Origin of the sequence: Mesorhizobium sp. Mes31 (assembly GCF_024519675.1) — a bacterium.
In the GTDB taxonomy this organism is placed as follows: Bacteria; Pseudomonadota; Alphaproteobacteria; order Rhizobiales; family Rhizobiaceae; genus Mesorhizobium.
In genome coordinates this window covers 89,518-112,720 of record NZ_JALJRL010000016.1, presented here as the reverse complement: position 1 = coordinate 112,720, position 23,203 = coordinate 89,518, and the positions used below count along the sequence as shown (strand labels likewise).

25 protein-coding genes are annotated in these 23,203 nt (G+C 62.4%); 9 read left to right on the top strand and 16 right to left on the bottom strand.

Going from position 1 to position 23,203, the window contains the following annotated elements; genetic code table 11:
* Nucleotides 1-6 precede the first annotated feature (6 nt).
* Nucleotides 7-1,083, bottom strand: coding sequence for a TadE/TadG family type IV pilus assembly protein (locus tag NR193_RS24480; RefSeq protein WP_256753320.1), 1,077 nt, complete (start codon nt 1,081-1,083; stop codon nt 7-9).
* A 287-nt stretch (nt 1,084-1,370) separates the two neighbouring features.
* On the opposite strand from NR193_RS24480, the gene lepA reads away from it, so the two are divergent.
* The 3 genes from lepA (at nt 1,371) to NR193_RS24465 (ending at nt 4,686) form a co-directional block, all read left to right on the top strand.
* Nucleotides 1,371-3,176 (top strand): translation elongation factor 4, encoded by a 1,806-nt coding sequence (gene lepA / locus NR193_RS24475; RefSeq protein ID WP_256753319.1) that lies wholly within the window; start codon nt 1,371-1,373, stop codon nt 3,174-3,176.
* 368 nt (nt 3,177-3,544) lie between these two features.
* A complete protein-coding gene (locus NR193_RS24470; protein ID WP_256753318.1) occupies nt 3,545-3,823 on the top strand; it encodes a hypothetical protein in 279 nt (92 codons plus the stop codon).
* Nucleotides 3,824-3,837: 14 nt separating this feature from the next.
* A complete protein-coding gene (locus NR193_RS24465) occupies nt 3,838-4,686 on the top strand; it encodes a hypothetical protein (protein ID WP_256753317.1) in 849 nt (282 codons plus the stop codon).
* Between the two features lie 668 nt (nt 4,687-5,354).
* Here NR193_RS24465 and NR193_RS24460 read toward each other — a convergent pair.
* Both NR193_RS24460 and NR193_RS24455 read right to left on the bottom strand, forming a co-directional pair.
* Nucleotides 5,355-5,582, bottom strand: coding sequence for a hypothetical protein (locus NR193_RS24460; RefSeq protein WP_256753316.1), 228 nt, complete (start codon nt 5,580-5,582; stop codon nt 5,355-5,357).
* Nucleotides 5,583-5,914: 332 nt separating this feature from the next.
* Nucleotides 5,915-6,088: a hypothetical protein gene (locus NR193_RS24455; RefSeq protein WP_256753315.1), complete on the bottom strand. Its 174-nt coding sequence runs from the start codon at nt 6,086-6,088 to the stop codon at nt 5,915-5,917.
* 278 nt (nt 6,089-6,366) lie between these two features.
* Here NR193_RS24455 and NR193_RS24450 point away from each other — a divergent pair, with 278 nt between their 5' ends.
* A complete protein-coding gene (locus NR193_RS24450) occupies nt 6,367-6,882 on the top strand; it encodes a hypothetical protein (protein WP_256753314.1) in 516 nt (171 codons plus the stop codon).
* 398 nt (nt 6,883-7,280) lie between these two features.
* Here the strand turns inward: NR193_RS24450 and NR193_RS24445 are convergent, their stop codons facing one another.
* The 4 genes from NR193_RS24445 to NR193_RS24430 all read right to left on the bottom strand — a co-directional run bounded on the left by NR193_RS24445 (nt 7,281) and on the right by NR193_RS24430 (nt 12,248).
* Nucleotides 7,281-8,921 carry an ABC transporter substrate-binding protein gene (locus NR193_RS24445; protein WP_256753313.1) on the bottom strand — a complete coding sequence of 547 codons (1,641 nt, stop codon included), beginning with the start codon at nt 8,919-8,921 and terminating at the stop codon, nt 7,281-7,283.
* 395 nt (nt 8,922-9,316) lie between these two features.
* Nucleotides 9,317-10,279, bottom strand: a complete 963-nt coding sequence (locus NR193_RS24440; protein ID WP_256753312.1) for an alpha/beta hydrolase — start codon at nt 10,277-10,279, stop codon at nt 9,317-9,319.
* A complete protein-coding gene (locus NR193_RS24435) occupies nt 10,276-10,956 on the bottom strand; it encodes an isochorismatase family protein (RefSeq protein ID WP_256753311.1) in 681 nt (226 codons plus the stop codon). The genes NR193_RS24440 and NR193_RS24435 overlap by 4 nt, the downstream gene beginning before the upstream one ends.
* The gene (locus NR193_RS24430) at nt 10,953-12,248 is read right to left on the bottom strand and encodes a Xaa-Pro peptidase family protein (protein WP_256753310.1); all 1,296 of its coding nucleotides are present in this window, start codon (nt 12,246-12,248) and stop codon (nt 10,953-10,955) included. Before NR193_RS24430 ends, NR193_RS24435 begins: the two co-directional genes overlap by 4 nt.
* Before the next feature lie 192 nt (nt 12,249-12,440).
* Between NR193_RS24430 and NR193_RS24425 the strand changes: the two genes are divergently transcribed.
* Together NR193_RS24425 and NR193_RS24420 are read left to right on the top strand one after the other, a co-directional pair.
* A complete protein-coding gene (locus tag NR193_RS24425; protein ID WP_256753309.1) occupies nt 12,441-12,680 on the top strand; it encodes a hypothetical protein in 240 nt (79 codons plus the stop codon).
* Between the two features lie 21 nt (nt 12,681-12,701).
* Entirely contained in the window at nt 12,702-13,010 is a 309-nt protein-coding gene (locus tag NR193_RS24420; protein ID WP_256753308.1) for a hypothetical protein, read from the top strand.
* A gap of 57 nt (nt 13,011-13,067) precedes the next feature.
* On the opposite strand, the gene NR193_RS24415 is transcribed toward NR193_RS24420, so the two are convergent.
* From NR193_RS24415 to NR193_RS24385, 7 genes are all read right to left on the bottom strand, one after another.
* Nucleotides 13,068-14,036 (bottom strand): GlxA family transcriptional regulator, encoded by a 969-nt coding sequence (locus NR193_RS24415; RefSeq protein ID WP_256753307.1) that lies wholly within the window; start codon nt 14,034-14,036, stop codon nt 13,068-13,070.
* Between the two features lie 296 nt (nt 14,037-14,332).
* On the bottom strand, nt 14,333-15,529 hold the full coding sequence (locus NR193_RS24410; RefSeq protein ID WP_256753306.1) for a PLP-dependent aspartate aminotransferase family protein: 1,197 nt from the start codon (nt 15,527-15,529) through the stop codon (nt 14,333-14,335).
* Nucleotides 15,526-16,950, bottom strand: coding sequence for a pyridoxal-phosphate dependent enzyme (locus NR193_RS24405; RefSeq protein WP_256753305.1), 1,425 nt, complete (start codon nt 16,948-16,950; stop codon nt 15,526-15,528). Before NR193_RS24405 ends, NR193_RS24410 begins: the two co-directional genes overlap by 4 nt.
* Before the next feature lie 292 nt (nt 16,951-17,242).
* Nucleotides 17,243-18,586, bottom strand: coding sequence for an FAD/NAD(P)-binding protein (locus tag NR193_RS24400; protein WP_256753304.1), 1,344 nt, complete (start codon nt 18,584-18,586; stop codon nt 17,243-17,245).
* 31 nt (nt 18,587-18,617) lie between these two features.
* Nucleotides 18,618-19,109, bottom strand: a complete 492-nt coding sequence (locus tag NR193_RS24395) for an Rrf2 family transcriptional regulator (protein WP_256753303.1) — start codon at nt 19,107-19,109, stop codon at nt 18,618-18,620.
* A gap of 150 nt (nt 19,110-19,259) precedes the next feature.
* Nucleotides 19,260-19,433 carry a hypothetical protein gene (locus tag NR193_RS24390; protein WP_256753302.1) on the bottom strand — a complete coding sequence of 58 codons (174 nt, stop codon included), beginning with the start codon at nt 19,431-19,433 and terminating at the stop codon, nt 19,260-19,262.
* Nucleotides 19,434-19,707: 274 nt separating this feature from the next.
* Nucleotides 19,708-20,289, bottom strand: coding sequence for a hypothetical protein (locus NR193_RS24385; protein ID WP_256753301.1), 582 nt, complete (start codon nt 20,287-20,289; stop codon nt 19,708-19,710).
* Here NR193_RS24385 and NR193_RS24380 point away from each other — a divergent pair.
* Genes NR193_RS24380 through NR193_RS33500 form a run of 3 tightly spaced genes read left to right on the top strand, consistent with a single transcriptional unit; the run spans nt 20,288 to nt 21,397 of the window.
* Nucleotides 20,288-20,905: a Crp/Fnr family transcriptional regulator gene (locus NR193_RS24380; RefSeq protein ID WP_256753300.1), complete on the top strand. Its 618-nt coding sequence runs from the start codon at nt 20,288-20,290 to the stop codon at nt 20,903-20,905. The genes NR193_RS24385 and NR193_RS24380 overlap by 2 nt on opposite strands.
* Nucleotides 20,906-20,920: 15 nt before the next feature.
* The gene (locus NR193_RS24375; protein ID WP_256753358.1) at nt 20,921-21,196 is read left to right on the top strand and encodes a hypothetical protein; all 276 of its coding nucleotides are present in this window, start codon (nt 20,921-20,923) and stop codon (nt 21,194-21,196) included.
* 15 nt (nt 21,197-21,211) lie between these two features.
* Nucleotides 21,212-21,397, top strand: coding sequence for a hypothetical protein (locus NR193_RS33500; protein WP_306280452.1), 186 nt, complete (start codon nt 21,212-21,214; stop codon nt 21,395-21,397).
* A gap of 86 nt (nt 21,398-21,483) precedes the next feature.
* On the opposite strand, the gene NR193_RS24365 is transcribed toward NR193_RS33500, so the two are convergent.
* Together NR193_RS24365 and NR193_RS24360 are read right to left on the bottom strand one after the other, a co-directional pair.
* Nucleotides 21,484-22,200, bottom strand: a complete 717-nt coding sequence (locus tag NR193_RS24365; RefSeq protein WP_256753298.1) for a L,D-transpeptidase — start codon at nt 22,198-22,200, stop codon at nt 21,484-21,486.
* Nucleotides 22,197-23,165: a glycine betaine ABC transporter substrate-binding protein gene (locus NR193_RS24360; RefSeq protein ID WP_256753355.1), complete on the bottom strand. Its 969-nt coding sequence runs from the start codon at nt 23,163-23,165 to the stop codon at nt 22,197-22,199. Before NR193_RS24360 ends, NR193_RS24365 begins: the two co-directional genes overlap by 4 nt.
* Nucleotides 23,166-23,203: the final 38 nt, after the last annotated feature.

Genomic DNA, 23,203 nt, shown 5'->3' with positions numbered 1-23,203 from the left:
TCTCGCTTACTGCGTCAGCACCGTATCCGAAGGCCGCTGGTTGAAGTCGCACTTGCCGTTCACGTTGTAGAAGAAGTCGGCATTGGAGACCGCCGCCGGCACCGCGTTGCCGCCGTCTTCCCAGGCCTGGTAGCTCGGGACGCCACAGGGCACGGCGGTGAAGATGTCGACGGTCTGGCCGGTCGCGACCTCGGGCATGTCGCTCGTGCTCGTGCCGATATAGAGCCGGTTGGAGGTGGCCGGATCGTTCGACTTCAGGACCTTCGGGTTGCCCGATGGCACGTCCATCTGCAGGTAGAGGGCGTTCATCTGGCTGACGTCGATCACCGCGCCGGCACCGTCGGCCGGATAGAATGTATCGACGCAGGTGGTCAGGTACTTGTTGCTGCCGCTGGTCTGCTGGATGGACCCGGCTGGTGCGTTTTTGAAGCTGCTCACCTTGGTGGTTGTGCAAACCTGCTTCTGGACGGTCGTGCTGATGTCGGCGCCGCCATTGTTGGTGATGGTGTTGACGGTGGTGGTGCCGTAGCCTTTCGGATCGCCGAAGCCGTTATAGGCGTAGGTGATCGTCATCAGCGGCTTGGCCGCGGTCGCTCCGAATTGCGTGCCGTAGAGCGTCATCGTCTTGCCCCAGTAGCCCGACACCTTGGTGACCTTGAAGGTGGTCTGCACCAGCGCCGGCGTCTTGGTCACCGACGCCGCGACGGCGACCGGTACGCTGTCGATCCTTGCGATCTTCATGAAAACGGTCGGCATGGAGTAGCTTGCCGTGGCCTGCGCGGTGGCGGTGCCGTTGGCGCTGACCACGAAACTGCCAAGCGTCGCGGTTCCCTCTCCGCCGTTGGCGGTGAAGGCATCCTGCAGCGACACCTGGCGCTGCGGCAGCGTCGAGGTCGTCGGCATGGTGGTGATCGCCAGTATCCCGGCATCGAGCGCCGCCTGCATGTTCGACCTGGTCTGGACCGCCGACGTGTAGTCGACCGAGAAACCGACTGCGGTGAGCAGCGGGATCATGCTGAGAATGAGTATTGGCGCCAGCGAGCCGCTCCGCGACTCGATAAACCTGCCTGAAAGCCCCCGCATGCCTTGATCCTCACAAGAAGTATTCTCTCCTGCTAACATGCCGATCACAAATTATGCTCTAACGCACTTGGTTAAAATTTATCGATTTTCCGAGAAAGCCGCGGGGCAAGTCGACACGAGCCCGCGCGGCCTGCCCTGGCAGCGGGCAGCGCCGGTTGCCCAGGCTGCGGCCGTGCCGCTTGCCCCGGTAGCGGTAGCGCCGCCTGCCCTGGCAGCGGCTGTGCCGCTTGCCCAGGTAGCGGCTGTGCCGCTTGCCGCAGCAACCTGCCCCTGCTAAAGCGCGCGACATGAGCACGCCCCTCGACCACATCCGAAATTTCTCCATCGTCGCCCATATCGACCATGGCAAATCCACGCTTGCCGACCGGCTGATCCAGTCCACCGGCGGGCTGGAGCTGCGCGACATGAAGGAGCAGGTGCTGGACTCGATGGACATCGAGCGCGAGCGCGGCATCACCATCAAGGCGCAGACGGTGCGGCTGAAGTACCACGCCAACAATGGCGAGGACTATATCCTCAACCTCATCGACACGCCCGGCCACGTCGACTTCGCCTATGAAGTGTCACGCTCGCTCGCCGCCTGCGAGGGCTCGCTGCTGGTCGTCGACGCGAGCCAGGGCGTCGAGGCGCAGACGCTGGCCAATGTCTACCAGGCGATCGACAACAACCACGAGATCGTCGTGGTGCTGAACAAGGTCGACCTGCCGGCGGCCGAGCCCGAGCGCATCCGCGAGCAGGTCGAGGAGGTGATCGGCATCGACGCCTCCAACGCCGTGCTGATCTCGGCCAAGACCGGGCTTGGCATTCCCGACGTGCTGGAAGCGATCGTCCATCAATTGCCGCCGCCGCGCGAAGGCGACGCGACCGCGCCGTTGAAGGCGATGCTGGTCGACAGCTGGTACGACGCCTATCTCGGCGTCATCGTGCTGGTGCGCATCATCGATGGCGTGCTGAAGAAGGGCCAGACCATCCGCATGATGGGCACCGGCGCCAAATACCTGGTCGAGCGCACCGGCGTGTTCACGCCCGCCCGCATCAATGTCGACGAACTCGGCCCCGGCGAATTCGGTTTCTTCACCGGCTCGATCAAGGAAGTGGCCGACACCCGCGTCGGCGACACCATCACCGAGGACCGGCGCCCGACCGCCAAGGCCCTGCCCGGCTTCAAGCCGGCGCAGCCGGTGGTGTTCTGCGGCCTGTTCCCGGTCGACGCCGCCGATTTCGAGGATCTGCGCGCCGCCGTCGGCAAGCTGCGCCTCAACGACGCTTCCTTCTCTTATGAAATGGAAACGAGCGCGGCGCTCGGCTTCGGCTATCGCTGCGGCTTCCTTGGCCTCTTGCATCTGGAAATCATCCAGGAGCGGCTGGAGCGCGAGTTCAACCTCGACCTGATCGCCACCGCGCCCTCGGTCGTCTACCGGCTGCTGCTCACCGATGGCTCGGTCAAGGAACTGCACAACCCGGCCGACATGCCCGACGTGGTGAAGATCTCGGCGATCGAGGAACCGTGGATCCGCGCCACGATCCTGACCCCCGACGACTATCTCGGCGGCATATTGAAACTTTGCCAGGACCGGCGCGGCATCCAGGCCGACCTGTCCTATGTCGGCAAGCGCGCCATGCTGACCTACGATCTGCCGCTCAACGAAGTCGTGTTCGACTTCTACGACCGGCTGAAGTCGATCTCCAAGGGCTATGCCTCCTTCGACTATCACCTGACCGACTATAGGGAAGGCGACCTGGTGAAGATGTCGATCCTGGTCAACGAGGAGCCGGTCGACGCGCTATCGATGCTGGTGCACCGCACGGCGGCGGAAAAGCGCGGAAGGCAGATGTGCGAGAAGCTGAAGGAGCTGATCCCGCACCATCTGTTCAAGATCCCGATCCAGGCCGCGATCGGCGGCAAGGTCATCGCCCGCGAAACCATCTCGGCGCTGCGCAAGGATGTCACCGCCAAATGCTACGGCGGCGACGTCTCGCGCAAGCGCAAGCTGCTGGACAAGCAGAAAGAAGGCAAGAAGCGGATGCGTCAGTTCGGCAAGGTGGATATCCCGCAGGAGGCGTTTATCCAGGCGCTGAAGATGGGGGACTAAGCGGTCCGGCCCTTGGCCGGACGCATCGACCCGGTGGGTCGATGCGAGCGCAAGTCCGGGTGGGAGCTGCCGCAGGCAGCGGGCCCCCCGCCAGCGCGGCGTTGGAGCTGCGCGGTGGAGGATTGTCGATATGGTTCGACAACTGCCAACTGTCGTCCGAAGAAGCCGCTCACGAGCTGCATCAGACAAGAAGCCTTTGATGGCCTGCCGAACAGATCGGTAAGGCTCGGCTTCAAAAGAGAAAAACCTTCAAAGGGATGAAGTTAAGGACGTTATTCATTACGAATCGGTTCGAGGACTCCGATTTCAATACCTGTCAAGCAGAAAATAAGATATTATGCCTCTCACGAATCAGCCGGAGGATAGTCATGGCATACGTCCAGATGGCCGCTGCCTTGGGGCTTGGAGGGCTTTCGCTCGCCATCTTCAGGCTTGCGTATCGCTTGATGAGATATGACCGAGTAGAGTACGAGAAGTCACGCGCCCGCTATCCTTCCATGTATGCTGCAATTTCCGGGAAGGCCGAAGTTCGGCGTTCTGACGTGCCCGACGGGCGCGTCAGAGCTGGCATCGTCTATAATAAGAAGCACAACAGAATCGAGACCAACGGAAAAATAAGAAATGACGTGATCGATCACGTATTTTAGCTCCGCAAGCAAACATGTCATATAGGGGCTGGGTGCCGACTGTTAATGGCCGTCTTTCGTTTAAATTGATCGGAGAGTCGCGCTATCCAAGCGAGGCAGACTACGCAAATTTTTCCACTGTATCTCATCAATATGCTCTAGCCGTCCAAACTAGGAATTTAAGCGACGTTCTATTTGACCGCTTTCTTTCTGCATTATTGAGCGTTTCCGGTGAATTCAATTTCTACCTGTGTGGCCGTTCCCGACGCGGACCTGGTTCTGCAGATGCTTACTTAATCGGCAAGCTGTACGTATTTCGCCGTTTCTGCGAAGGAAGTTATGCGGTCTCTGGTGGGATAAAACACTTGCTGACGCAAATGAGGAACACCACATTTCTAGATCAAGACGATGGCGCACAATCTTCTTATCTATCCGCTCACGATCTTCTGGCTTCGAATTGCGATATTTCTGCCGATTTCGTACTGCGACGAAATGGCATGATATCTATCAGCAAACTGGCATGGTCAGATAACGAATTTGCCCGAAATTCAGTTGACTACGAGCAAGATCGGCATGTTGACCTGGAGCAATCAGTCGCAGATCAGCTGTATTTTTTTGTTCGTGACATTAGCCATCAACATCAACATCATGGGCCGGATGCAGACACGATAATAACCACTCACAGGTCGCAAGCGGATAACCTGCAATGGTGCAACGGAGTTATATATTCACTTTACTTTCATATAATAAATATTAAGCGAAGATCCGACCCAATTGAGCACGTGCGTGTATTAGGTATTTTGGCCTACCTTCAATCTTTTAAGAAGGTTGCGGAAATTAGAGCAGAGCAAATAAAAAAAACCGCTCAATCTACCTTATTTTAACGACGATGCCGCAAAGGAGTCAATAACTGCTACAAAAAACTATATTGAGCTCCTGGCTACAAGGCAGAAGCAATCGTCTGACGAGTTCCGAACCGTGCTATTCACTGTTTCCGCAATTTTGCTAACTCTTGTAAATTTTATATCAGGATTCGCCGATCTAGGCGTTCGCCCCGTACTATGGATGACGTCGATAGCGAATTTCATGAAGCAGCAAGCTTACGTGTGCCTCATACCGCTTGTATTTATCGTGGTGTGGTGGATAAGCAATAAGATAGCTAAGCCGAAATATGATTGTACTAGAGATGTAATTCGATTAAGTCTGGTCAATCGTAAGGTGGCTGTCGCCATTATGTGCTTAATCGCGCTAATAACTTTAATATCGGCAATTTTTGTTGGAATACCCGCTATAACAGCTTTGGTCAGCTCTTAAAGGGCCTATCGCCACTCGGCGCTATGCGAGCGGTAGTATCCGGTATTTTCCCGGCGCAATTCTCACGAATAGTTCGGTGGTCGCACCATTGCCGATCGCATGCTTTGGCAGGAACACATGGTAAGTGCGCGCTGCCCACCCGGGACAGGCAACCTCAACCGCCGCCGCGTCAAATGGTTCGGCAAGGCGTCCGGAGCGAACGGCGGCATAAATCTCTGAGGCAAACTCTTTCACGACACTATTCAACGCGACGAATGATTTCGTCCGTTTCAACGATCTGAAACGTATTTTCGTCAATATGATTCACAGATTGACCGTTCGAAAGATAGAGAGAGCGAGTGCCCTTGGCTCTCTGCGTAGTGCCATCAAGCATACGCATCTCGATAATATTCTGATGCTCGATCACTGTATAGATATTCCCATTCGCCGAACGAGCTTGGAAACGGTCGGATTCGATTGTTGGCATCTTTACCCCCCTTTTGAAACAGTTACTATTGGCACATTATAGCACAGTGCTGGAGGGGTTACGGGTACAGACGGGCTGCCTTGTCGGCGCGACCGTTGCCGGCGTGCCGGCGATCAGGGCGCTTTCGTCCGATACCGCGCGCGGGCCGGTGTTTCTGCTCATTGCGTTTTTGCCATCGGCTGCCTCGGCCGGAGCCTGTTCAAGGCGAGCTGCGGGTTCGACATCGGCATTGCCACACGAAGTACCGCGCCCACCCCGCATTGACATCGCCCGCATACCTGCGCCATTGAACCCCGGCCATTGGGGGCTAGGGGAACATCCATGAAAAAGATCTATGCAAAGCCGACGCTGAACAGGCGCGAGAAGCTTTCGGCCGTCACGGCCATAGCGTGTCCAGTGTCGCAACCCTGCGGATAGTGCGCTTCAAAGCCTGCCCTGCCGGGGCGGGCTTTTTGGTTGCTGTCGCGGGACAGCGCCTTCTTCAACTCTTCCAGGTCGGTCAGCACCCAACCCTGAGTTGGTTGATCATGCGGCAGCCGAGCGGTAGAAAAGTCGCGCGGCGGACCTTAATCAGTTCGCCAGTGGCCGGCGCGGGCTCAGGCAACTGCCCTCACCGGCATTCGCGCCGGCCATTTCCCCGCACCCTTGAGTTGCCGGATCGGCCCGGGAGGGCGGATCGCCCGAGGCGACCCTCCGCCGCTTGCCGCCTCGCGCCGCCTTTCAACACCGGCTTTGAGAACGCCCCGCCCAGGAGTATGCTTCGCTCCGGCTTGGGGGGATTCACATGCGTTCCAATCCTCTGGACATTGTCGCCGCCATCGGCCTAGCCATCGGTGGCGCTTTCGGGCTTGCCGGCACCTTCGTGGGCAGCGACGCGCTGCGCGAAACGCTGTGGACGATCGACGGCGTGGCGCTGGTGGTGGCGACCGCGCTGCTGACGATGAAGTACCAGCGGCTGGGCAATGATTGCGTGGCTGCCGGGTTCCTGACCTTCCTCGCCGGCGAAAGCCTGCTGCTCGCCGGCAATGCGGCGGGGCTCGAGGCCAGCGTTCCCTCCTATGTCGGCGGCATCTCGCTGTGGGCGGCGGCGCTGGTCATGGTCAGCGCGCCGAAAACCTTCGCCTTGTGGATGCGGCTCACCGCGCTCGCCGCCGCCCTTCTGTTTGTCGTCTCGGCTTGCATGATCCTGTGGGGCGCGCCCCTGCTGCCGACCTCGTCGCCCCTGCCCGCCGCCGGCTATCCGTTCCTGGTGCTGACCTTCATCGGCTGGATCTGGACCTTGTTGAAGCCCGGGCGGTGAGCGGGGGCAGGGACGCTCCCCCTGGTGGCAGGGCGGTCGCATATGGATTCTTGCGAAGAAGGACCCCCACCCTAACCCTCCCCACAAGGGGGAGGGAATGCTGCCGCGCGCTCTTACTTGGCGTCAAAACGTCGGCAATCCGCCGATGTCAGCGCCAACGGAAGTCTCCCTCCCCCTTGTGGGGAGGGTTAGGGGTGGGGGTAAATCGTAGAGCGAAAGCCCCGCCCTCTCCTATATGCGATTGCCCTGCCCCTGGTGGGGAGAAGGTGTCGCCGAAGGTGACGGATGAGGGGTGTTCCAGGGAACACCGACGCCTCATTCCGTCCAACACCCCTCATCCGTCTCGGCGCTGCGCGCCGATCCACCTTCTCCCACAAGGGGAGAAGGAAAGATCGCACTCAGCTCTCGATCCACACCTTCTCGAAATGCTGCTCGAGCGCCTGGTGCTGTTCGCAGCCTTCGACGCCCTTGCGGTAGGTGCGGAAGACCGAGCGCCAGTAGGGTTGGATGATGATGCCGGAGTCGCGCAAATTCTGTTCGATCTTGGCCATGATCTCCTTGCGCGCCTTGGCGTCGGGCATGGCCAGCGCCTTGTCGAGCAGTTCGTCGAACTCCTTGTTGGCGTAGGCGCTCTCGTTCCAGGCGGCGCCCGACTTGTAGGCGAGCGCCAGCACCTGGACGCCGAGCGGACGGCCGAGCCATTCGGTGCAGGAGAAGGGGTACTTGCTCCAGTCGTTCCAGAAGGTGGCGGCCGGCAGCACGGTGCGCTTGATCTTCAGGCCGGCCTCGCGCATCTGCGCGGCAATGGCGTCGCCGGTGCTCTTCTGCCATTCGACATCGACGGAGATGAGGTCGAATTCGTGGTCGGCCTTGCCGGCCTCGGCAAGCAGTTTCTTCGACGCGTCCACGTCGCGCCTGGCCGGGCCGATATCGGCATATTCGGGGTGCATGGGGCCGACATGGTGGTTGTCGGCGGGCTTGCCGCGGCCGTCGAGGCCGAGCTTCAGCACGGCGGCATTGTCGACGGCGAGCTGGGCGGCGCGGCGCACCTTGACGTCGTCATAGGGCGCGTTGCCGACATTGAAGCGGGCGACGATGGTGGAGCCGGTGGCGATCTCGGAATTGATCAGCCCCATCTTGTCGGTCTGCGAGACGGCATCGGAGGCGGTTTCGTGGTCGGTGTCGATCTCGCCGGATTCGAAGGCCGACAGCATGGCGTTGGGGTCTGAGCCGTAATCGACCCATTTGATGCCGTCGAGCCAGAATTCGCCCTTCCACCACGGTTTGTCCTTGCGCTTCACCTCGGCGCCGGTCTCGGCGTCCCAGCTGACCAGCTCGCAGGGGCCGGTGGTGATGGCCAGCGCCTTCTTCGGATCAGCCTCGCCGTCGTAGGAGCGGTGCATGATCAGCGCCGGATAGTCGGCCATGCCGGCGATCAGCGAAATATCGGGTTTGGGCAGGTTGAGCTTGATGGTGAAGTCGTCGACCTTCTGGATGCCGCCATCGACCACCTTCTTGGTGTCGGCGTTGACCAGCGCGCCCATGCGCGCGGCGACCGAATTGCCGGCGACGCCGGCCTCGCACCAGCGGGTGAGGTTGTGGACGACATCGTCGGCGTTGAAGGCATCGCCGTTCGACCAGGAGATGCCCTTGCGCACATGCAGCGTGAGGGTCTTGGCGTCGTCGCTGGCTTCCCAGCTTTCGAGCAGCCAGGGCTCGAAGGAGAAGTCGGTGTTCCAGCGCACCAGATATTCGTTGCAGTGGCGGGCGACATTGGACATCTCGACGCCGTCGAAGGTGCGCGGGTCCTTGAAGCCCTTGACGTTCATGGCGACGCGCAAGGTGCCGCCGCGCTTGGGCTCGGCGGCGCGGGCAGGGGTGGCGCCGAGCCCGCCCAGCGCCAGCGCGCCGGCGGCGCTGACGCCGAGGCCGGCCATCAGAGCGAGATATTCGCGGCGGCTGATGCCACCCTTCCTGAAATCGTCGGCGACGGGTTGGGCTTTCGGGTGCAGTTTCCGGTCGGTCAGCATGAACTTCATCGTCGTTCCCTCTTGTTGGGCGCTCCGGCCGGATGCAAGGGCGGACGCGACCGCCGGGGCGCCATTGCCGGAGGCGATGATAGGGCGGGGTGCCGCAGCGGAGTGTTCGGTTTTCCGCAGTTCTTGTGCGGTGCTCCGCAGGGGAGGAGTGAGCTGACAAATGCCGGGAAATAGCGAAGGCGGAAGCGACAGCCAATCTCCCCCCCATTGGGGGGGAGATGTCAGGCAGGACAGAGGGGGGCGCTGTCCCGCCGACCTCTCAGCCAATTCCGGCTGCGGTCTCAAACGGATTTCGGCTGATCAGGGGATCGAAGGTCGGCAATCCGTCACGCCCCCCTCTGCCCTGCCGGGCATCTCCCCCTCAAGGAGGGAGATTGGCGCTCCATCGTTGACCCTCAATAAGGCCACTCACCCTTACCCAGCGCCGCGACCGCCGCCACGATCCGCGCAAATGCCGCCGCCGCGGCCGGCACCGTGGTGCGGGCGCGCAGGAAGCTGTGCACGAGGCGGGGTTGCTCGTGCCACCACGCCTTGCCGCCGGCAGCCAGGATGCGGTCGCGATAGGTCTCGCCATCCGACGACAGCGGGTCGCACTCGACCGTGACGATCACCGTTGGCGGCAGGCCGGAGAAATCGGTGTCGCGCAACGGCGAGAAGGTCGGATCGTCGGGCGACTGCCGCCTGGCTGAGCGGATGTCGCGGTAGAAGGCGATGTCGCCGACGGACAGCAGCGGTGCTTCCGCATGCTCGACGTAGGAACCAGCGGTCTCGTCGCCGCCGAGTTCGGGATAGATCAGCACCTGGCCGACCGCGGCGCGGGGATGATGGCGTGTCGCCTGCGCCACCGCCGCGGCGAGGTTGCCGCCGGCGCTTTCACCGCACAGCACGAGCGGCAGGCTGGTGGTCGCCGCCGCCCACTCGAAGGCGGCCAGCGCGTCGTCGAAGGCGGCGGGATGGCGATGTTCGGGCGCCAGCCGGTAGTCGACCGACAGCACGTCGAAACCGGTACCGGCGCAGAGCTCGGAGCAGATGTCGTCATGGCTGTCGAGCCCGCCAAGGATGAAGCCGCCGCCATGGAAATAGAGCACCATGGCGCGCGCTGGGCTGCCTGCGGGCTGGTAGTGACGGATCGGGATGTCGTGGCTCGACAAGGCGATCAGGCCGTCGCTGGCCTTGACCCCGGGCGGGCGGCCCTGGTGGAAGGCCCGGCACATGCTGTCATAGACTTCGCGCTGCCTGTCGATCGGCAGGCCGGTGATTTCGGGCGGGTACCAGGCATCGACCGCGTCGATATAGGCCCACAGAGCGGGGTCGAGCCGGGTTTTGTATTTGCCGCGGACCTTGCTTTCGGCCGTCATAGATCAGCGTAAAGCGCGGCCGCGTTGTCGAAGGTGAAGCGCAGTGGCACCGAGCCTTCGACCTGCCAGGCGGTGACGGTCTCGCCCGCCAGCAGCCGGCAGGCGCCGTCGGTGTCGGTGACGGCGCCGCCATAGAGCCGGTTGGCGAGGTTGAGGATGCCGGTCTGGTGCATGGCCGCGCTGCCGCTGCCGCAGGCATCCTTGACCAGCAGCACGCGAAAGCCCCTAGCCACCGCATCCTTGACCGACGCGTCGACGCAGGCCTCGGTCCACACGCCTGATATAACCAGCCACTCGATGCCGCGCGCCTTGAGCCCGTCGGCCGCCGGACCGGCGCGGAATGCACTGGCCTCGGCCTTGATCAGCAGCGCCTCGCCATCGACGGGCGCCACCTCATGGCAGATCTGCGTCAGCGGATCGCTCTTGTCGGAGAAGGCCGACTTGCCATCGGCATCGAGCGGATGAAACGGCCGGTCCTGGCTGTCGAGATCGACGATGTAGGCCCAGTGACAGAGCGGCACATGGTTCTGCCGCGCCGCCGCCTGCAGGCGCTGGACGTTGGCAAGGATGCCGGCAAAGCCCTCGACCAGATAGCGCCTGTCCTGCCGGTGCTCCTCCTGCAGGTCGATGAAGATAGCGGCCACCGTGCCGCGCTTGATGGAGATGGGAGCCTTCATGCAAGAAACTCGTCCTCATAGGGAAAGCGCGACAGAAGCTCTGTACCCGTCTCGGTGATCAGGATCTCGTCCTCCAGCTTGACGCCCTCGCGGCCGCCCTTCTCGCCGATATAGCTTTCGACGCTCACCACCATGCCTGGCACGATATGGCCGTCGCGGCCATAGGTCTCGTAATCCATGGCGTGCGCGATGAACGGCGTCTCGCCATGCATGCCGACGCCGTGCATGACCGAGGTGTAGCGCTGGTCGACGAAGCGGTCCGGAATCTTCCACGCCTTTTCGGCGATCTCTCGGAACGCCATGCCGGGTTTGACGATCGAAATGTTGTGCTGAACCTGGTCGTGCGCCATGCGGTAGAGCGATTTCTGATAGTCGGTCGGCTTGCCCGGCCCGCAGCGGAAGGTGCGCGAGAAATCGGAATAATAGCCGTAGCAGCCGATCGTGTCGGTATCGAGCGCCAGCAATTCGCCCGGCCGGATCTTGCGGCCGCTGGCTTCGTTGAACCATGGATTGGTGCGCTGGCCGGAGGTCAGCAGCCGCGTCTCGATGAACTCGCCGCCCTGGCGGATGACCTCGCCATACATGATGGCGAACAAATCGTTTTCGGAGACACCGGGCTTGATCGCCTCGCGCACCGCATAGACGGCGGCCTCGGCGCCCGCCATCGACACCTGCAGGCATTTGACCTCTTCCGGTGTCTTCACCGCGCGCACCGCCAAGATCTCGCCCTGGCAATCCCTGACCTCGCATCCGCGCTTTTCCAGGGCCAGCGCCTGCAGGTGGCTGCAGCGGTCGAGCCCGAGCTTCATCGAGCCGCCGCCATGCTGCTTCAAGAGTTCGGCGATCTCGTCGGCGAAGGGGCCGGCGGTCTCGTCGTCGCGGCCGGAGACCGACGACCAGACCAGCTTGGAGGGACGCGCCTCGTCGATCGTGTCGAGCACCATCGAGACATGGTAGCTCTGCGGATATTCGAACAGCACGATCGGGCCGACGGTCGGGATGAAGAAATAGCGGGTCGAGTTGCGCAGGAAATAGCCGAACATGTTGCGCGAGCCGGTGGCGTAGCGCTGGTTGTAGGGATCGAACAGCACGACGCCGCCATAGCCCGCCTCGCGCATCCAGCCGCGCAGCTTGACCAGCCGGCCCTTGCGCAAGGCATCCGCGTCGATGAAGGACGGCTCGGTATCGGACAGCCACATGCCGCCGGCCGGATCGGCCGCCGCCGGGTGGCGCATGCGGTCCTTGAAGTCCACGTCTTCGGTGCTGTCGGGGTCGAATACGACGATGCTCATGGGTGCCTGGCCTTGGGTCGGTTGCAAGCCCAGACCATGGCGCAGGAGGGGCCGAAGCATTGTGCGGAAAACCGCGTGTGTTGTGCGAGATGCCGCACCTCGGTGGTCTACGCTGTCACGCCTACAAGCTAGCGAGTGAACGACTGCTAGCCACCCATTGCGGGCCATGCGTCATTCGCGGATATTGATGGCATGATTGAATTGGCCGGCCGGAACTATGAAGCCACGATTGGCAGTGATGTCCAACGTGATGGGATGTATCTGGAGCTTGTCGACCAAGATAATCACATAGTCGGCGAGATCTTTCTCTCAGATGTCGATGGGAAGATGACCGTCACCTTGTGTCAGGCTGAAGTGCCTGTCGAAGTAGTCGAATGGATGATTGCCAGAGCCCACATTCGCCTGCCGCCAACCGATCCTGTTATCGGCTGACAACAGATCGAGAAGAGTGCTATGCAAACCTTCGGAGAAAGAATGATCGGTAAATCAATTCGCTCTCTTGAAAGGAGCGAACCGGGGTTTGGGATCACTGTTCTTTTCTCTGACGGCACCGGGCTTACCGTTTATACAGAAGTGGCGCTGCGCATAAGTGACGCAGCAAGCGGATCGTATGTCGAACGCGTTACATCCACCGACCAAGAGATTACTCTTCACTTGGGCGGGAATGACTTTGTTGCGATCTCGATCGACCGCCAAAAACACGACGCCGCCGAGTTGTTCGTTTACCAAGACACGGACGGTACATTTGTCGTCCAGAACTAAGTGACCTCTTTCCACCCATCTCAGCCGTTGGCGGCACCGGCCAATTGAGTTCTGTCCCTAGTGCCTTCTCGCCAGCTTCGGCGGATGGCCATGCTCCTCGCGAAAAGCGCGGGCAAAGCTCGACATCGAGGCAAAGCCGCAGGCCAGCGCGACATCGCGCACGGCCAGCGTCGAATGCGCCAAAAGGTCGGCGGCGCGCTTCAGCCGCAGCCGCCGGTAGTAGCCGTTGGGCGAAATGTCGAGTTCGGAGCGGAAGGAGCGTTCGAGCTTGTCGGAGGACACGCCGAGCCGCGCCGTCAGTTCGGCCATGCCGAGCCGCTCCTCGACCGCGTCCTCCATGATGGCGATGGCCGACAGCACCAGCTCGTTCTGGACGCCGGTGCGCAGCCGCAGCGGCATCAGCTTGCGATCGACGCTGGAGCGCAGCGGGCTGTGCACGAACCATTCGGCGACACCGGCGGCAAGCTCGGCGCCGTAGTCGTTGGTGATGATTTCCAGCATCATGTCGAGGCTGCCGACGCCGCCGGCCGAGGTGAAGCGCTTGCGGTCGATGACGTAGAGGTCGCGCCGCAGTTCGATGTTGGGAAACGCCTCGGTGAAGGCGGCCTGGCTGGTCCAGTGCAGCGTGCAGGCATGGCCGTCGAGCAGGCCGGCGCGGGCGAGAAAGAAGGCGGCATCCGCCACCGCGCCGATATGGGCGCCATTGCGCAGGCTGCGGCGGATCCAGCTCGCCGCGTCCTCGGCGACGAGGTGATCGGCATCGCCACCCGAGCAGACGACGATGCGATCGACCTTCGGCGCATCCTCGGCATAGAAGCCCGGCTGGATGACGACGCCGTTCGAGGCCTCGACCGGACCCTGGGTCGCCCCGACGATGATCCAGCGATAGCACTGCCGCTTCGCCAGCACATTGGCGGCGCGCAGCGGCTCGATGACGGAGCTGAACGCCATCATCGGAAAGCCGGGAAACACCAGCACGGCGAAGGTGAGGGGCTCGGTGGGCTTTGGGGGTTCGCGCGTGTCCATGGCGCTACATCTCGGGCGAATGGGGTTCGGGGTCAATTGGGCGTGGCGACGATCTATATTGGTAGATGTCAGCGCCGCCCCTCACCTGCCTGCCGGCATCCTCTCCCCGTATAGGGACGGGGAGAGGGGTGCTGCCATCAACGCTTTCGCCAATCGGAAGCGTTGCAAGAAAAGCGGCGAGGCCGCGGCCAGCTACTTTCTCCCCGTCCCTATACGGGGAGAAATGCCCGGCAGGGCAATGAGGGGCGGCGCCAGCTTCGGCGATTGCCCTTGTCGGCGGGAGCGATACCGTACCCTCAACCCCCCAGCGCTTGCTCCAGGTCGGCGATCAGATCATCGCCATCCTCGATCCCCGCCGACAGCCGCACCAGCGAATCGGAGATGCCGATCTCCGCCCGCTTCTCGGCCGGGATCGAGCCATGCGTCATAAGCGCGGGATGCTCGATCAGGCTCTCCACGCCGCCTAGGCTTTCGGCGAGCGTGAACAGCTGCGTGCGTTCGAGGAAGCGTCTTGTCCCGGCAAGGTCGCGGTCGAGCACGGCTGATATCATGCCGCCGAAGGCATGCATCTGCTGGACGGCGATGGCATGCTGCGGGTGGCTGGCGAGGCCGGGATAGATGACGCGGCGCACGTCCTTGCGGCCTTCCAGCCACTGCGCGATCTTCAGCCCGTTGTCGGAATGACGCTCCATCCTGAGCGCCAGCGTCTTCAGGCCGCGCAGGGCGAGAAAGCTGTCGAACGGGCCAGAGATGGCGCCGATGGCGTTCTGCAGGAACTTCAGCTGGGCGGCCAGATCCTTGTTGTCGCCGACCACGGCGACGCCGCCGACCATGTCGGAATGGCCGTTGAGATATTTGGTCGTCGAGTGGACCACGATATCGATGCCAAGCTCCAGCGGCCGCTGCAGGTAGGGGCTGCAGAAAGTGTTGTCGGCGACCGTGAGCACGCCCTTGCGTTTGGCAAGGGCGGCGACGCCTTCGAGGTCGACGATGCGCAGCAACGGGTTGGTCGGTGTCTCGACCCAGAGCAGTTTCGTCTCCGGGCCGATCGCGGCCTCTACCGCCGCAAGGTCGGTGAAGTCGACGAAGCTGACCTGCAGATTGGCCGAGCGTTTGCGCACCCGCTCCATCAGCCGGAAGGAGCCGCCATAGATGTCATCGGTGGCGACGATGTGGGCGCCGGAATCGAGCAGTTCGAGCACGGTGGCGATCGACGCCAGGCCCGACGCGAAGGCGAAGGCGGCCGAGCCGCTTTCGAGATCGGCCACGGCGCGCTCGAAGGCAAAGCGGGTCGGGTTCTGGCTGCGGGCATATTCGAAACCCTTGTGCACGCCGGGCGACTGCTGGCCGTAGGTCGAGGTGGCATAGATCGGCATCATCACAGCACCGGTCAGCGGGTCGTGGCTCTGGCCGCCATGGATGGTGCGCGTCGAGAAGGCCAGGCGGTTCTTGCCTGACGATGATGGGCCCGCCGGAGGTGTGTTGCTGGTCATCGTGCGCGCCTCAAATGGTTGATCAGGTCGATACGGGTTATCAGGCCGACGAACTCGTCGCCATCGAAGATGATGGCGACCTCGTTGCGGTCGAATACCGGCAGCAGCGCATCCAGCGTCTGGCTCGCCTGCAGCGTGTGCAGATTGGAGGTCATCGCCGTGCGCACCGGGCCGTTGAAACGCTCCCAGCGGCCGTCGTAGGGACCGTCGACCTTGGCCAGGATATCGCTTTCGTCGACGATGCCAACGAGCTTGCCGTTTTCGAGCACCGGCAGTTGCGAGACATCGGAGCGGCGCATCCGGCCATAGGCGTTGAGCAGGCTTTCGTCGGGGCCGACATAGACGGTGTCGCCGGTGCGGTGCGAGCGCATGACGAGGTCGCGCAGGTCGCCATGCTGTTCGTGCTCGGCCAGGCCTTGCTCGGCCAGCCAGAAATCGTCGAACACCTTCGACAGATATTTGTTGCCGCTGTCGCAGACGAAGGTGACGACGCGCTTTGGCACGGTCTGTTCGCGGCAATAGCGCAAGGCGGCCGACAACAGCGTGCCCGACGAAGAGCCGGCGAGGATGCCTTCTTTCGACAGGAGGTCGCGGACCGCCAGCATGCTCTGCTTGTCCGATATGGAATAGGCCTTCTTGACCAGCGACAGGTCGGCATTGGGCGGCACGAAATCCTCGCCGATGCCTTCCACGGTCCAGCTGCCGGCCTCTTCCATCTTGCCGGTCTTGATCAGCGGCGCCAGCACCGAACCGACCGGATCGGCCAGCACCATCTCGGTCTTCGGCGACACTTTCGCGAAGTAGCGGCCAAGCCCGGTCAGCGTGCCGCCGGAACCAACGCCGACGACCACGGCGTCGACATCGCCGTCGAGCTGGGCGAAGATTTCGGGGCCGGTGGTGCTCTCGTGCGCCAGCGGGTTGGCCGGATTGGCGAACTGGTTGGCATAGAAGGCGCCGGGTATTTCGGCAGCGATCTTCTCGGCCATGTCCTGGTAATATTCGGCATGGCCCTTGCCGACATCGGAGCGCGTCATGCGCACCTCGGCGCCGAGCGCGCGCAGATGCTGGATCTTCTCGCGCGACATCTTGTCCGGCACGACGAGCACGATGCGATAGCCCTTGGGGATGCCGACCTGGGCGAGGCCGAGGCCGGTGTTGCCGGCGGTCGCCTCGACAATGGTGCCGCCGGGCCTGAGCTTGCCTTGCTTCTCGGCGGCGGCAATCATCGACAGCGCGATGCGGTCCTTGATCGAGCCGCCGGGGTTCTGGCTCTCGAGCTTGATGAACAGCCTGCACTTGCCGGTGTCGAACTTGGTCAGCTCGACCACCGGCGTCTGGCCGATCAGGTCGAGAACCGACTTATAGGGCGGACGCAGGCGGGACGACGCGCTCTCGGGTGCGGCGATCTTGTGCTCGCTCATATCGATGCTCCATGATCAAGCGACCGCCTTGGGGCAGAGCGGCAGCGTATCCTCTTTTCCAGTCCTTTACAGACGGAAAGAAGATAGATCGTACCAATCAACCGCCCAGTCGGGGAATGAAATTCCGAGTTTCGAGCATGCGGCCGCTAGGGGACGGCTGTCGGCGATCGCGGTTGCGCAATCGTTCGAGGTTTGCCGAGGGCCTCCTCGCGTTCGTCATCCTAGGGTCTGCGCTCCGCTTCGCGTTCGCTCCGCCCTAGGATGACGAAGGCATGATGGCTTGCTCAGGCCCCTACCCCAGCAGCTGCTTGCTCAGCCGGGCGCACTGGACGCGGATGTCGGGAATGGCGTCCATCTCGAAGAAGGTGCCGCGCGTCAGCGGGCCGACCGCCAGGATCTTGGCCGAGGCGCTACCGTCGCCGGCGATGATCTCGCAATTGGCTGACACATCGAGACCGATGCGCAGCGGATCCGGCCGTGCCAGGCCGCGATCGACCAGCGAGCGCACCACGGTGTTCGACGAGGTCGAGATGTCCCTGACGATGCCTGAGCAATCATAGATGCGGGCGACGTCGAATGTCTCGCGGCGCTGCGTGTGGCGCGACTGGACCTCCACGGTGAACCCGCCAGCCGTGGTGATGCCGACGACACGCCCGGCGACCAGGCGGATGCGGCCGGACTGCACGGCCTCGGTCACGCGCGCGTAGACTTCCGGTGCCATGCGATGGCGATGGATGTCCCACCAGGCCTTGGTGTGCTCGACGAAGCGGCGCTTGGCCGAGGATGGCCAGTTCTGCCAGATCTTCTGGTTGAACGGCCGCAGGCCGTCGACGACGTCGCGCCAGTCGATGCCGGCCTTCTGGTTCTCGCGGATCAGGTCGCGGAACCAGCCGACGAAATAGGAAAGCTGGGTGCCGAGCGGAATGTCGGCGACATCGAGCTTGATCGGATTGCCCTTGCGGTGCGGCGAGGGCAGCAGGCCGCGCCGCGACACCGCGATGATGTCGCCGCGATGGCCACGTTGCTCCAGGGAAAGGAATGCGTCGACCATGCTGAGACCCGTGCCCAGCACCATGACGCGACTGTGGGGGGGCAGCGCCGTGTCGGCCTCCGAGCCCATCCTGATCGCGTGCCCTTGCGCCGGCTGCTCTTCATGGCCGGTGGCGAGTATGGCCAGATGGGCAACGACGCTGGTGCCGTTGGCGAGCGCCACCTCGACGCCTGACGCGGTAGGCGTGATCGACAGGCTCTCTTCGTGGATGAGGCGCAGCCGCCCGGTCGGCTGTTCGCGCGCTTCGAGTTCATCGAGCAGCTCACCGAGATAGCGGGCATAGATGCTGCGCGGCGCGTAGAAGGGTGTCTGTGGCGTCTGCTCCTGGTCCACCAGGCCATGCCCCTGCAGCCACCGCCAGAAATTGCCGGGATCGTCGGCATAGGCGCTCATGCCGGCCGCGCTGACATTGAGAACATGCGCCGAGAGCAGCGTCGAATAGGCAATGCCCTGGCCGAAATGCGGGCGCTTCTCGATCAGCGTGACGCGCAGATCGGGATTGGGCGATTTCAAGAGATGCGCGGCTAGCACGACGCCGCTGGCGCCGCCGCCGACAATGATGATGGAGTTCGTGCGCCCGGTCATGCGCGGGACAGCCTTGTGCGAAGCGCCGGCGTCAGGCCCGGATTTTCGCCCGGACCGCAAGGTCGTCGATGCCGCTCGCGACCGGCTCCCGCGCGACCGGAAGGTCGTCGATGACGATGTCGCGCATTTCGGCGAGGCTTCGCTGATCGAGCACCTCGGCGATCGCCTGCCGGACCTCGAGCATCAGATGTCGGACTTGGCATGTCGCCTCGTTGCAGTCTTCACAGCGCTGGTACTGGGTGCGGCTGGCGCAAGGGATCGGCGCCAGCGGCCCGTCGAGGACGCGCACGACGTGGCCGACCTTGATTTCGTCGGCCGGCCGGGCCAGGCGATAGCCGCCATCCTTGCCCTTGCGGCTCTGGACGAAGCCGGCATTGCGCAGTTCGCCCAGGATAGCGTCGAGGAATTTCTTCGGAATGTTGTTGCCAGTCGCGATGTCGTTGACGAAAGCGAGCTGGCCGGCCGGCAATTGCGCGAGGTGAACAAGCGCCTTGAGGCCGTATTTGCCCTTTTTTGTGAGCATGAAATCAAAATTTCTCTGTCATGCGACGGTGTGGAACCATCGGCGCCAAAACGCCTGGCGCTCTGGGAATTCGCCGCGACCAGGCTGTCATCATAGATAAATTCTAGTGACATTATCTACAAGCCAAGAGACGTTGATTTTGTTTCGTTTTCAAACCGCCGCGGCCAATCCGACACATCTCTGTGGCGTTGGCGGCACGAGGGACCGCTGCACACGCAGCACCGCAGCCGCGTCACCATCGGCCAGAACGAGGCCGGAGGCGACCGACAATGCGCCGCCATGTTCCGCGGGCAGATCGGGGTTGCCGTCCGTGAGGTGGTTCATCGTCGTTCTCAACTCCCTAATGTCGATAAGGATACTATACTTAATACCGAACGCGTGGAAGTTTGTTCCAATTCATTGGCTGACAATGCACGAATTCACCGAATTTGTGAGGTGATGGAGAAAAGCCGTAGAGCGTGGGTCGCTGTCGCCTATCCAGAACTCTCTGCCGCGCTACCTGTTGCAGGGATGGGCCCGTCCGGTCAAATCCGGTTTGCAGGCCTCGCGCACGCGACCTTTCCAGCAAACCGTTTCGACCGGGGGGATCGATCCCGTGTCAGAGATGGGGGTTTTCGCCGCGCGCGATCATCAGGTGGTGCTGCTGGTGATGCATGCCCTGGGCCATGAGCCCAAAGAACCCAAGGCCGCGCAGTTTGGCGGCATCCTTCGCCGGCGGCCACACGGTCAGGGATGCGCCATCGTCGATATCGGAAGCCGCGAAACGCCAACCGTCAACCTCGTTCATCGCCGCCGCATGGGCCTTCACCATCCGGCGCACCGAATCCCGAACGGCTCCCGAACCTGTGACCAGGAAGCGGGTTCCGCCCGCGACCGGCTCGCTCTTCACATCGGCGGCCAAGGTAACCGCGTTCATGTCGACGAGATGCGCGCGCAGGGCGTCGATGTCCACTTTGGACCAGTCTGTATCGGGATCAGCCTCGAGGATGGCTACGATCTCCTGGATCGCCGCGAACGCGCCTTGGCCCGGTTCCGCCGGGACCGAAGCACCGGCGGCTTGCGCGCCCATTGTCTGCATATGCTGCATCATAGTCTTGTGGTCCATTCCACCTGTCGGGGCTTGCTGGGCGCAGGCCACGGAGGGGATCAGGCAGGTGGCGAGGGCGAGGGCGCGTATCATGGCAATTGCTCCGTTGGCGGAGCATGCTTGCCATAGCGTCGAGCAACGCTACATGATTGAAATCATGTCGCCGCCGCTAATTGCCCTGCTCGACCGTCTGGAAGGCCGCGAGATCGAGTACGCGGCGGGAGCACCGGTGTTTCATCTGGGTGATCCCGTCCGGTTCGTTCACGTCGTGCGTTCGGGCGTTGTCCATCTGGTCAGGCATCAGGACAACGGATCGGCCCTGATCCTTCAACGCGCGGGCCCAAATTCCATCCTGGCCGAAGCCTCGTTGTATTCAGCCTCCTACCATTGCGCGGCCCGGGCGGAGGTAGCAGCCGTGACCTGGGCCATTCCACGCGCCGGCCTGCTCACCCGAATCGAGAGCGACACCGAGTTGGCGATTGCTTGGGCGCGCCATCTCGCACACGAGGTCCAGCAGGCGCGGCTGCAGTCGGAGATCCTGTCACTCAAGACAGTCGCGGCCCGCCTTGACGCGTGGGTTTCCTGGCATGGGAGCCTTCCCGCCAGAGGACATTGGTCGACGCTGGCCCATGAAATAGGTGTCAGTCCAGAGGCGCTCTACCGTGAAATCGCATTGCGCCGGGGATACGATGCGTTGACGACTATTTGATCGCGCTATCGGGGAATGGGACAGATTGCGTCGATCACGCCATTGAACGGCTTGCTGCTTTCGGCCTGGTCAGGCTCGTTTCTTCTTGGCTCGTTGCCCGGCAAGGCCGACCAGCATGGTGACGATGCCGATACGGACCAGCAGCGAAAGGAACAAGGACTGTCACGGCCGACGCCCTCTTCGCCGCATTCGGCACTTGACCGTCAGGCCGGTTGGACCGAAGTCACTTTGCCGTCGGTATCGACGATGCAACTCGTTGGTTTTCCCGCGACGTTGAGTTCGACCTGGTAGCTTTTGGAATCGAGCTTGCGCGAACTGGTCGGCAACGCCTTGCTGCTGTCGACCCCACTCGCCTTCGCCGCCTCGCCGGCGCAAAGAAGCTGGAGATCGGCAGGTGCGGTTTCGACCGTGGTCCTCGACATCTGGTCGGGTGTCGGGGTGCTCTGGCATGCCCCGAGAACCATTGCGATGACAATCGAGGCTGGTCCGTGAATGATCCGGTGCCTCATTCGGAACTGCCTGCGGGTCATCATGGCCATGGTCTTGTCCCCTATGTCGAATTATACGCCCGTCCTCGATCAGACGCCCTTGTAGAGGGCAGCACCCTGCATCAGCACGATGACCTTCGCCCCGACCTTGACGCGCGAATGCAGGTCGACGATGTCGCCATTGTTCATGCGGATGCATCCGGAGGACACGTCCAGGCCGATCGTCCAGGGCTCAGGCGTGCCATGGATGCGGTAGATCGTGTCGTGGTCGCCTTCGTAAAGGTAGAGCGCTCGTGCGCCGAGCGGATTGTCGGGGCCGCCAGGCATGCCGTTGGCCCAGGGGCGGGCATTGGGGTCACGGGCAACCATTTCGGCAGGCGGCGTCCAGGTCGGCCATTCCGCCATGCGGCCGATCTTGACGATGCCTGCCCATCCGAAGCCGTCCTTGCCGACCCCGATGCCGTAGCGGATCGCCTGCTGGCCAGGCTGAACGAGATAGAGGAAATGCTGGTTGCCATCGATGATGATGGTGCCGGGCTGCTCCGCGGTCCGGAACTTGACCACCTGCGGCCGGAAGGACTCCGGCACCTGCTTGTGAAGCTTGTAATACCGGTAAGCCTTGGTGCGATTGTAATCCGTCCACTGCCGCGTCTTGGGATCGTAGACCTGCGTTCCCGCGGCAAGGGAAGCGGCGGTGGAAAAAACCAACCCCAACGCCAGCACGACCGCGAGGCTTGCCGCATGCTTGCCGCCAGTTCTCCTCGCCCGTTTGTCCGTGCCGAACCTTGTCTTCGAGAGCCCGGTCATTGCTTGGCCCACCCTTCGACGCGCGCCTCGTTCCTGGCCACCCATTGCTCGGCGTATGCATAGGGCGGCTGCCGCTCGACCTGGAGCGCATAGCTCATGTCGATCGCCTCCTCCGGTTTGAAGTCGACATGCTCCAGGAAGCGAACTACCTCCGGATGTTTCTTACGCAGCGAAGTCGCGTAAGCTATGTGGTAGTGGGCCGTATCCCAGCCAACGGCGGCGTTCGACTTCGAAAGCCACTGTGGGGCCTCCGTCGGCAGGACGATCTTCCATTTGGCGGCATCGTATGGCGGTTCAGTCAGACGGACGATGTCGTGCAATTTGAAAACCACATGTGGCGCGTAGCAAGCGAAGACCATCGGTCGATCCGCTGCCTCCGCCGCATCGACAGCCGCCATGCCCACATCTTCCGGCATCTCGAGCAGCGACAGGTTTTTGGCGTAGCCGTAGCTGTTGGCACGGATGCGCTCGATTGTGGTCGAAGACCATGTCTCGGCGCCGATCCACATCTCACCCTTGCCGTCCCCGTCCGTGTCGAGCGCCTCGGTCTTCTTCGGATCACTGAGGTCGGAAATGTCCTTGAAGCCGTATTTGTCGGCTGCTGTCCTGTTGGCGCAGATGCCTTGCCAGGCCGGAACGCCGATCGGGCTGATCGCGACCGTACCGGTATCGGTGGCATACTTCTTGACGAGGTTGTCGAGGTTCGGCAGCCAGACTTCCGGATGGATGTCGACCTGGCCGGAGTCGAGGCCGGCGAATGCGATCAGAGTGCCCATCTCCACCACATCCGCATCGATCCCGAACTCCTTCTTGAGGCTCACCTTCAGGATGTTGGCCGTAGCCTGGCCCGACGACCAGTTCGGCATCGCAATAACAAGATCGGCAGCCTGGGTGCGAATATTGCCGAGCACAATGGCCGCGGCAAACACCGCCACTTTCAATGCCAGTTTCACCAGGTCGACCATCAAGTGATCCTCTTCACGTGCTCCTTTGGAATTCGGCT